The 8,571-nt window shown below is 63.0% G+C and carries 5 protein-coding genes and 2 pseudogenes; 3 read left to right on the top strand and 4 right to left on the bottom strand.

Annotated elements, in window-relative coordinates; genetic code table 11:
* Both ADL15_RS55240 and ltrA read left to right on the top strand, forming a co-directional pair.
* Window positions 1–826: pseudogene (locus ADL15_RS55240) on the top strand (hypothetical protein); the annotation flags it as partial.
* A gap of 602 nt (window positions 827–1,428) precedes the next feature.
* Window positions 1,429–2,691 (top strand): group II intron reverse transcriptase/maturase, encoded by a 1,263-nt coding sequence (gene ltrA / locus ADL15_RS10965; RefSeq protein WP_083971131.1) that lies wholly within the window; start codon window positions 1,429–1,431, stop codon window positions 2,689–2,691.
* A 322-nt stretch (window positions 2,692–3,013) separates the two neighbouring features.
* Here the strand turns inward: ltrA and dnaN are convergent, their stop codons facing one another.
* Window positions 3,014–4,141, bottom strand: a complete 1,128-nt coding sequence (gene dnaN / locus ADL15_RS51310; protein ID WP_083971130.1) for a DNA polymerase III subunit beta — start codon at window positions 4,139–4,141, stop codon at window positions 3,014–3,016.
* 477 nt (window positions 4,142–4,618) lie between these two features.
* Window positions 4,619–5,539, bottom strand: a complete 921-nt coding sequence (locus ADL15_RS10960; protein WP_067687934.1) for an IS3 family transposase — start codon at window positions 5,537–5,539, stop codon at window positions 4,619–4,621.
* Window positions 5,540–5,633: 94 nt separating this feature from the next.
* Here ADL15_RS10960 and ADL15_RS10955 point away from each other — a divergent pair, with 94 nt between their 5' ends.
* On the top strand, window positions 5,634–6,773 hold the full coding sequence (locus ADL15_RS10955; protein ID WP_449369301.1) for an IS30 family transposase: 1,140 nt from the start codon (window positions 5,634–5,636) through the stop codon (window positions 6,771–6,773).
* A 332-nt stretch (window positions 6,774–7,105) separates the two neighbouring features.
* On the opposite strand, the pseudogene ADL15_RS56840 reads toward ADL15_RS10955, so the two are convergent.
* Together ADL15_RS56840 and metK are read right to left on the bottom strand one after the other, a co-directional pair.
* Window positions 7,106–7,265 (bottom strand): annotated as a pseudogene (locus ADL15_RS56840) (IS630 family transposase); the annotation flags it as partial.
* A gap of 138 nt (window positions 7,266–7,403) precedes the next feature.
* A partial coding sequence (gene metK, locus ADL15_RS10950; protein ID WP_067687931.1) for a methionine adenosyltransferase occupies window positions 7,404–8,571 on the bottom strand: 1,168 nt, incomplete at its 5' end.

Below are 8,571 nucleotides of genomic sequence, written 5' to 3'. Positions count from 1 at the left end.
CTTGGTCGACTGCTGTCTTACCTGGAGCCTCGCACCTATCGATCCCCGGGCCATCCACATCTGCCGTGACCAGCACCGTCAGGTTGGAAAAGGCTCATTCAACCCCGCACCGGACGAACCGCGTCGGTGGATCGAGGCTGAGGAAGGTCTCGAACCGAACGGTTTACCTCGCAGGACTGGCTCGGTCCGAACGGCTTACCGCCGAGGGCTGGATGTCGGAGTTCAGACGGTCTCTCCAGCAGCTTGTGCTCGACCACCACACAACCAAACCGGCCACACCGAGCAGATCCCCCGCGGGGCACACCTGCTGTTGCAGGCCAAGGGCAACCAGCCCGCCTTTCATGCCCAGCTCAATGCCGTTCCCTGCGCGCAGATCCCGGTCGGCGCCCGCACCCCGCAACTGTGGTCACGGCCGCAAGGAGACCCGTACGGTCAAGGCTGTCACCCTGCAAACGCCGGCATCGCGGTCTCGCACGCCCAGCAAGCCGTCCGGATCACCCGAACCCGCACCCTCGATGGCCAGACTAGCCGGGAGGCGCCTATGTGGTCACGTCCCTGCGCCCCACCGCCACCCAGCCTACTGAACTCAGGAATGGGCAAGATCAGAGTGGCGGATCGAGAAAAGGAACATAACGTCAGATATGGCACTTTCTATGAAGATCGCTACAAAGCCCGGACCAGCACCGGACCCGCCGTCATGGCGACTCTGCGCAACGCCCCGATCGGCTGGCATCGCATCAACGGTGAAACCAACACCACTCGCGCCGACCGCCGTTCGATCGACCTCATCACGGCCGTGACCAGCAGCTACCCGAACACGCAATGACGTGTGCCACGAACGAGGAATGGTGATCGCAATGTAGGAGCGATTTTCAAGAATCGATGCTGTGCAGGAGATGAAGGTTTGGCCCTTCGAAGTCGCCTTTCGGGAGGAGGCTTCAAACCACCACATGCTGCGTTGGCTGTAGACCGTCGTGGTGAGCGATGTGGAAAAGGCACCGTAAGAGGTGTCAGGTGGGGATCAGAAAGATGAGTGAAACCGAACCGCTGTTGACGTGTCGTTACGTTTAAAGTGGCATCAAAACCGTGGTCCTGGTTATTGGCTGCGGGATGAGTCTGGCGGATGCCCGATGACTGGCCAGACGGTGCCCGGCATGGAGGCGGCATGAGCCTGATCTGCGGCTCCTGCACGGAACGTGGGAAGGCGTGTCTCGATACCGTCCCGATGATTCGGGCGAGAGGGAGTAGCCGAGCGGGATGTGCCCGCAAGGTGTGAGTACCGATGCGAGACGCGCTGGCGGACCGGCCCGTAGTAGTGAGGAAGCCCCGGTAATCGGGGTGGAGCGAAGGGGCCGGGCCATCCACAGTTAGTTCGTCTGGTCAACCGGGACAAACGTTCCGGGAGGAACTTCGAGGAGCGAACTGACGTTGTCAGAGAAACCGTTCGATATTTCGAAGTGGGAAGTCTTGGAGGCGTACGACCGAGTCAAAGCGAACAAGGGAGCACCGGGGGTCGACGAGGTCAGCCTGGGGGAGTTCGAGAAGGATCTGAAAGGCAATCTCTACAAGATCTGGAATCGAATGTCCTCGGGCAGCTACTTCCCGCCGCCGGTGAAAGCGGTGCAGATACCTAAATCGCAGGGTGGGGTCAGGATGCTCGAGGTGCCTACTGTGGGTGACCGGGTGGCGCAGACCGTGGTGGCCCGCAGGATCGAGGAGAAGGTCGAACCGATCTTTCACCGCGATTCCTACGGCTACCGGCCGAGGCGTTCGGCGTTGGACGCGGTCGCGGCGTGCCGGCAACGGTGCTGGAACTACGATTGGGTCGTCGATCTGGACGTCCAGGCGTTCTTCGACAGCATCGATCACGACCTCATGATCAAAGCCGTGGAGGCGAACACCGACCTGCCGTGGGTGCTGCTGTACGTCAAACGGTGGCTCACCGCCCCGATGCAGCAACCTGATGGCAGCTTGCAACCCCGAGACCGGGGAACCCCGCAGGGCTCCGCGGTCTCACCCGTGCTGGCGAACCTGTTCCTGCACTACGCGTTCGACACCTGGATGGCCCGGACGTTCCCGTCCGTGCCGTTCGAGCGATACGCCGACGATGCCGTGGTGCACTGCACCAGCGAACGCCAGGCCCGCATGGTGCGGCAGGCGATCGAGGACAGGATGGTCGAGGTCGGGCTGCGTCTGCACCCGGACACGACCAAGATCGTGTACTGCAAGGACAACAACCGCCGAGGTGTCTATCCGGACACCTCGTTCACGTTCCTCGGGTACACGTTCCAGCCTCGCGGGGCCAAAGATCGCCATGGGCGCGTGTTCACCGCGTTCCTCCCGGCGATCAGCAAGGACGCTCTCACACGACTCAGCCGCACCGTCCGACGCTGGCGGATCCACCGCCGGTTGGACCTGAGCTGGGCCGAACTCGCCGAGATGATCAACCCTGTCGTGCGCGGGTGGACGAGCTACTACGGACGGTTCCACCGGTCCGAGCTCTACACACTCCTGGCGCGTATTAATTCCTACCTGGTGTGCTGGATCCGCAAGAAGTATCGACGGCTACGACCACGCCGCAAGGCGCGAATCGTGTGGGAACGCCTCATCACGCAACACCCACGCTACTTCGCGCACTGGACCTGGGCACGTAACCCTCTGATGACGGCCAGGGTGGTAAGAGCGGAGTGACGGGAGACTGTCACGCTCCGTTTCGTGGGAGCCCGGAGGTGAAACTCCTCCGGGCGACCCGACCCTGACCAGCAGGCTGACAGGACCTATTAGAAGTGACTCAATCATGCGGATCTCCGCGTTCTGTGTCGAGGCAAGACAGATGCGCTGCCGGAATGCTAACCAGGACGGCCGCAACACCGGCGCGCTAAGCGACCGTTGAAGATCCGGTTTGCAGCCATCCTGCCCGGATTGCTTTTGATCGATTGGAGGCTAGGTGCGAGGTTCCAGGAGCGAAATAATTTCGAGCGCTTGACCTCTACCGAATGCCTGAGGCGGAGTGTTACGTCGTCACGCGGATCGGCATGACGAGGTAGCGGAAGTTTTTCTCACTTGCTTCGCCGGATTCCGAGCCACCTTCAATCATTGCCTTACCTTTGGGTCCGGTGAAAGAAAATAAGACATATGTATCGCTGATCGAATTCAGTCCGTCCAGCATGTACGCGGGGTTGAAGGCGATACTCATGTCCTCGTCGTCATGCCGGACTTCGAGATCTGTGGTCGCCTGGTCTCCATCGCCGGAACTGACCTCGAGCGTCAGTGATCCTTTTCCGAAGTGCATCTGAAGCGGGAGGCGGCCCTCGGAAACTACTGCAACCCGCTTGATTGCATCAACCAACGATCTCTTTTCCACCGAGGCTTGGGACGAAAATGCGGCAGGCCAAGCCTGATCATGGCGAGGCATAGCGCCGTCGATTAGCCGAGTCGTCATCCACCACCGCTCGCCGCGTATTCCGAAGGTGTTGGTCGTCTCGGAAAAGGCTAATTGAGCCTGCTCCTCTGAGGTGATCTGCTTTGCGCAATCGAGCAACGATTTTGCCGGTACTTGGATCGCCAATTCTTCGTCATTGCCGCTCGGTTGCCAATCGAGCGTACGAACGCCCCATCTATAGCGATCCGTAGCGTCTAGGGTTAATGTGCGTTCTTTGGCTTCCAGCCTGACGGAGGTGAGAATGGGAAGCGTCTCGTCACGGCTGGCCACCGAAGCGATTTGTGCAATTGCTTCGGCAAGTGCAGATCCTTTGGCCGTACCGCGAACCTTGGGCATGGCTGGCAGTGCCGGGTAGTCCTCCAACGGCAAGGGGCGCAGCACGAAGCGCGAATTCTCGCATGCGAGCACTACCGTTGTGCCCTCGACTGAAAGGCGAATCACCTTGCCGGGCAGAGACTTGGCGATCTCGGAGAATCTGCGGCCCGGCAGCAGTAAGGATCCCGGTTCGCGAACATCGGCCTCAACTTGTACATGGGAGGAGACCTCGTAGTCAAAAGTCGACAGCGACAAGATGCCGTCGTCTGCCTTGATCAGCATTCCGAGTAATACCGGCACTGTCGGCCGAGGCGGTAGATTGCGAGCGACCCAGGCGGTAGCGGCTACAAGAACGTTGGAGTGTACCCGAACGTCCACAGACATTGCCTCCGTTGGTAGACCGTTGGAAGAGCCGAACAGAATTGCACACTGACTATCCTCTCATATGGACTATGGCTCGCTTCGTGTGCCACACGCTGTGAGCAGGACGCTGGTCTTGGAGCGCCAACACGTCAAGCTGGACGTTCATAGTTGGCTGTGCCGACGGCATCAGGGGCCGGCGAAGACCGTGATCGAACGGTAACCGCGAACGATGACTCGGGAGGGTGTGTCGCTCTCGCACTGGTAGCATGCTCATAACCCCACAGGTCTCTGCGCTGCTGCGCAAATCGACGTGGCTGGGTCCCTGCTCGAGCTTCATGCAGGACGCAGGATGCAGAAAGCTGACACCTATCGGCCAGTGCGTTGACCACGAACGTTCGCCGGGTCCGATCTGAGTTCCCCCCGGTTTGACAGAGCGGTGGTTACCTGCTTCCGGTCGGGGTAGGGGTGTGTCAAGCCCCTGGTTTGATGGAGAGTTGGTTAGCTGGTTTCCAGGGCTGCGGTGACCGGGCGGGTCATCGTGTGTAGGGCCTCATGTTCGGCGGGTGGGATGTGCCCGAGTTCGCCGTGCAGGCGCCGGTTGTTGTACCAGTCGATGTATTCGACGGTGGCCATCTCCAGGTCGTCGAGGCCGCGCCAGGGGCCTTTGTTGCGCACGAGTTCGGCTTTGAACAGGGAGTTGAACGCTTCGGCCATCGCGTTGTCGTAGGAGTCGCGCTTCGACCCGACCGAGGCGACGGCGCCGGCCTCGGCGAGGCGCTGGGTGTAGCGGATCGCTCGGTATTGGACGTCGCGGTCGGAGTGGTGAACGAGTTTGCGCAGGTCAGCGCCTTGACTCTGGCGGCGCCAGGCCGCCATTTTCAACGCGTCCAAAGCGAGGTCGGTGTAGAGCGAGGTGGCTACCTGCCAGCCGACGATCAGCCGGGAGTACACGTCAAGGATGAACGCGGCATACACCCAGCCGACGCTGGTGCGCACGTAGGTCAGGTCAGCGACCCACAACTGGTTCGGTGCCGTAGCGGTGAAGTTGCGTTTGACCAGGTCACGTGGCCGATCGGTCTCCGCGGCGGGCCGGGTCGTGCGCGGTGACTTGTCCCGTAGCAGCCCGCGCAGCCCGGCCGCCCGCATGAGTCTTTCGATGGTGCAGCGGGCCACCGGCTCGCAAGGAAGGTGCAGCTCGTGCCAGATCTTACGGCCGCCGTAAACACCGTAGTTGTCCGCGTGGATCTGCGTGATCGTCTCCGTCAGCTGCCGGTCGCGCACTGTCCGGGCCGAGGCGGGGCGGGTCTTGGCGGCGTAGTAGGTCGACGGTGCGATCTGTGCCGGCGTGTCTTCGAGTGCCTGCAGGACCGGCTGGACACCGTGTTCGGCCTGTTGAGAGTCGACGAACGCGACCCTCATCGCGACGGACGGTCCAGCTCCGCCGCGAAGAAAGACGCCTTAGATTCAGGTGATCAATGCAACGGTGCTGGTAGATGGGTGGCTTGTGGCACAGATGGGTCGACCTGGCATGTCGGACGCGATGAAAGAGGACTTGTGGCGGCGGTGGCGCTGCGGTGATTCCATCAGCGTGATCGGCCGAGCTCTGGGCAAGCCGCCGGGGTCGGTCTTCACCGTGCTGAAACACCACGGCGGCATCGCGCCGGCTGAACGGGTGAGACGAGCGGATCGCCTGACGACAGACGAGCGAGAATCGATCTCCCGCGGCCTTGAAGCGGAGATGTCACTGCGCTCGATCGCGGTGGCGATCGGCCGTCCGGCGTCGACGGTGAGCCGGGAGGTGGCCCGCAACGGCGGCCGAGAAAAGTACCGTGCGTTCGCCGCCGAGCGACGCGCTCAGGAACAGATGCGTCGGCCGAAACCCTCGGCCCTACAAGGAAATCCGCTGCTTCGGCAGGTCGTGATCGACTTGCTGGAAAACGAGTGGTCGCCCGAACAGATCGTGGGACACCTACGGCTGACACAGGGCGGCAACCAACTGATGCAGATCAGCCACGAGAGCATCTACCGCGCGATCTACACCACCCGCTGGAAGGTCATCCCGCGTGAGCTCTGCAGCAAACTGCGGACCGGCCGTCCCATCCGCAAGAACAAGCGCCACACCGTCAAAGGCCAATGGCGTTCCCAGATCATCGGCGCACGATCCATCGACGACCGACCGGCCAGTGCTAACGACCGGACCGAAATCGGCCACCTCGAAGGCGATCTCATCATCGGATCCAAGAACAGCCAAGTCGCGACCCTGGTCGACCGCAAGTCCCGCTACCTGACCATGGTCGCGCTGCCCAGCCGCCACACCGCCACGGTCATCCCCGCCCTCCAGCACGCCTTCACCAGGATGGACCGTCGCCTACTCGCCACCCTGACCTGGGACCGAGGCATGGAACTGGCCGGCCACAGGCACCTGACCGAAGGCGCCGGCGTTGACGTCTACTTCGCCGCACCGCGCAGCCCCTGGCAGAGAGGCACGAACGAGAACACCAACAAGCTCATCCGCCAATACCTGCCGAAAGGAACCGACCTCAGCCTCCACAGCCAGGCCGACCTCGACGTCCTCGCCGCACGACTGAACGACCGGCCACGCAAATGCCTCGGCTACCGCACTCCAGCCCAGTGCGTTGCCTTGACTCTTTGAATCTAAGGCCGCGGACTTCAGGATCTGGTTCGCCCGGCGCAACTCACGATTCTCCCGTTCCAGGGCGGCGAGGCGTTCGGCATCGCTGGTGGTGGTGCCCGGCCAACGCCTCCGGATGGACACCGAGCTGATCAGCGATCCGCCGCAACGCTCCGGTCGCGGTAGCCGGATCCCGACGGGCCTCCAAGGCCAACCGGGTCGCCCGCTCCCGCAGTTCATCGGGGTACTTCTTCGGTGCCGCCATGACTAGATTTTCTCCCAGGTTTGGATGTCTCCATCAAACCCGGGGCGAGACACTCAATCCGTTAGGCGGTCTTCGTTCGGGGCCGGCCTCAGCGTCGTTGGCGTTTACTGCGGACGGGGCTCGTTCGCAGCGTTGGGCGGTCAGGACGTCGGGGTGGCGGGCGTTGGCGTGGCGCCAGTGCAGGTTTGCTGCGGCTTGCCGCCCAGGATGGTGTGGTTCGAGTTGGCCATGGTTAACATGCGCAGCGGAACCAATCCTGCGATGGGTAGGCCGATCTCCCGGACAGCGCTGCGTTCTCCTTGGAAACCGCCGTGCCGCCAGGGGCTCGGTTGCAAACGGTGAACCGCTGCGGCGACTACAGCAGGGTGATGCCGTACTCGACCTGACTATGCAGCGATGCTCTTCAAGCTTTTGGCGCGCTCGGTGCACTCCCACTTGAGGTCCGGCAGCTCGCGGCCGAAGTGGCCGTACGCCGCGGTCTGCTGGTAGATCGGGCGCAGCAGGTCCAGGTCGCGGATGATCGCGGCGGGGCGCAGGTCGAAGACCTCCTTGATGGCCTTCTCGATCCGCTCGACCGGCACGTTCTCGGTGCCGAACGTCTCCACGTACAGGCTGACCGGGTGGGCCTTGCCGATCGCGTACGCGACCTGGGTCTCGCACCGCTCGGCCAGACCGGCGGCGACCATGTTCTTGGCGACCCAGCGCATCGCGTACGCCGCGGACCGGTCCACCTTCGACGGGTCCTTGCCGGAGAACGCACCGCCACCGTGCCGGGCATACCCGCCGTACGTGTCCACGATGATCTTGCGGCCGGTCAGGCCGGCGTCGCCCATCGGGCCACCGATCTCGAAGCGACCGGTCGGGTTCACCAGCAGCCGGTAGCCCTCGGTGTCGAGTCCGAGACCCTCCAGCTCCGGGTTGATGACGTGCTCGCGCACATCCGGGGTGAGCAGCGACTCCAGCGAGATGTCCGCGGCGTGCTGTGAGGAGACGACCACCGTGTCGAGCCGGACCGGGCGCAGCCCGTCATACTCGATCGTGACCTGGGTCTTGCCGTCCGGACGCAGGTACGGAATTGAGCCGTCCTTACGCGCCGCGGACAACCGGCGCGCCAGCCGGTGCGCCAGCGCGATCGGCAGCGGCATCAGCTCAGGCGTCTCTGAACACGCGAAGCCGAACATCATGCCCTGGTCGCCGGCGCCCTGCTGGTCCAGGATGTGCTCGGAGTCACCCTCACGCAGCTCGATGGCACTGTCCACGCCCTGGGCGATGTCCGGGGACTGCGAGCCGATCGAGACACTCACGCCGCAGGACGCGCCGTCGAAACCCTTCTTCGACGAGTCGTAGCCGATCCGCAGGATGGTGTCGCGCACGATCTTGGGGATGTCGGCGTAGGCCTGGGTGGTGACCTCGCCGGCTACGTGCACCTGGCCGGTGGTGATCAGGGTCTCGACAGCGACACGGCTGCGCGGGTCCTGTGCGAGCAGGGCGTCGAGAATCCCGTCGCTGATCTGGTCAGCGATCTTGTCCGGGTGGCCTTCCGTGACCGACTCG

It is taken from the genome of Actinoplanes awajinensis subsp. mycoplanecinus, from assembly GCF_001509495.1.
GTDB lineage: Bacteria > Actinomycetota > Actinomycetes > Mycobacteriales > Micromonosporaceae > Actinoplanes > Actinoplanes palleronii.
This window is presented reverse-complemented; position numbering and strand designations above follow the sequence as displayed.

What these genes read in the sequence shown, in the direction of transcription:
- dnaN (WP_083971130.1), bottom strand. Translation starts at nt 4,141, where the DNA reads ATGTCTGTGGACGTTCGGGTACACTCCAACGTTCTTGTAGCCGCTACC.
- ADL15_RS10960 (WP_067687934.1), bottom strand. Translation starts at nt 5,539, where the DNA reads ATGAGGGTCGCGTTCGTCGACTCTCAACAGGCCGAACACGGTGTCCAG.
- ADL15_RS10955 (WP_449369301.1), top strand. Translation starts at nt 5,634, where the DNA reads ATGGGTCGACCTGGCATGTCGGACGCGATGAAAGAGGACTTGTGGCGG.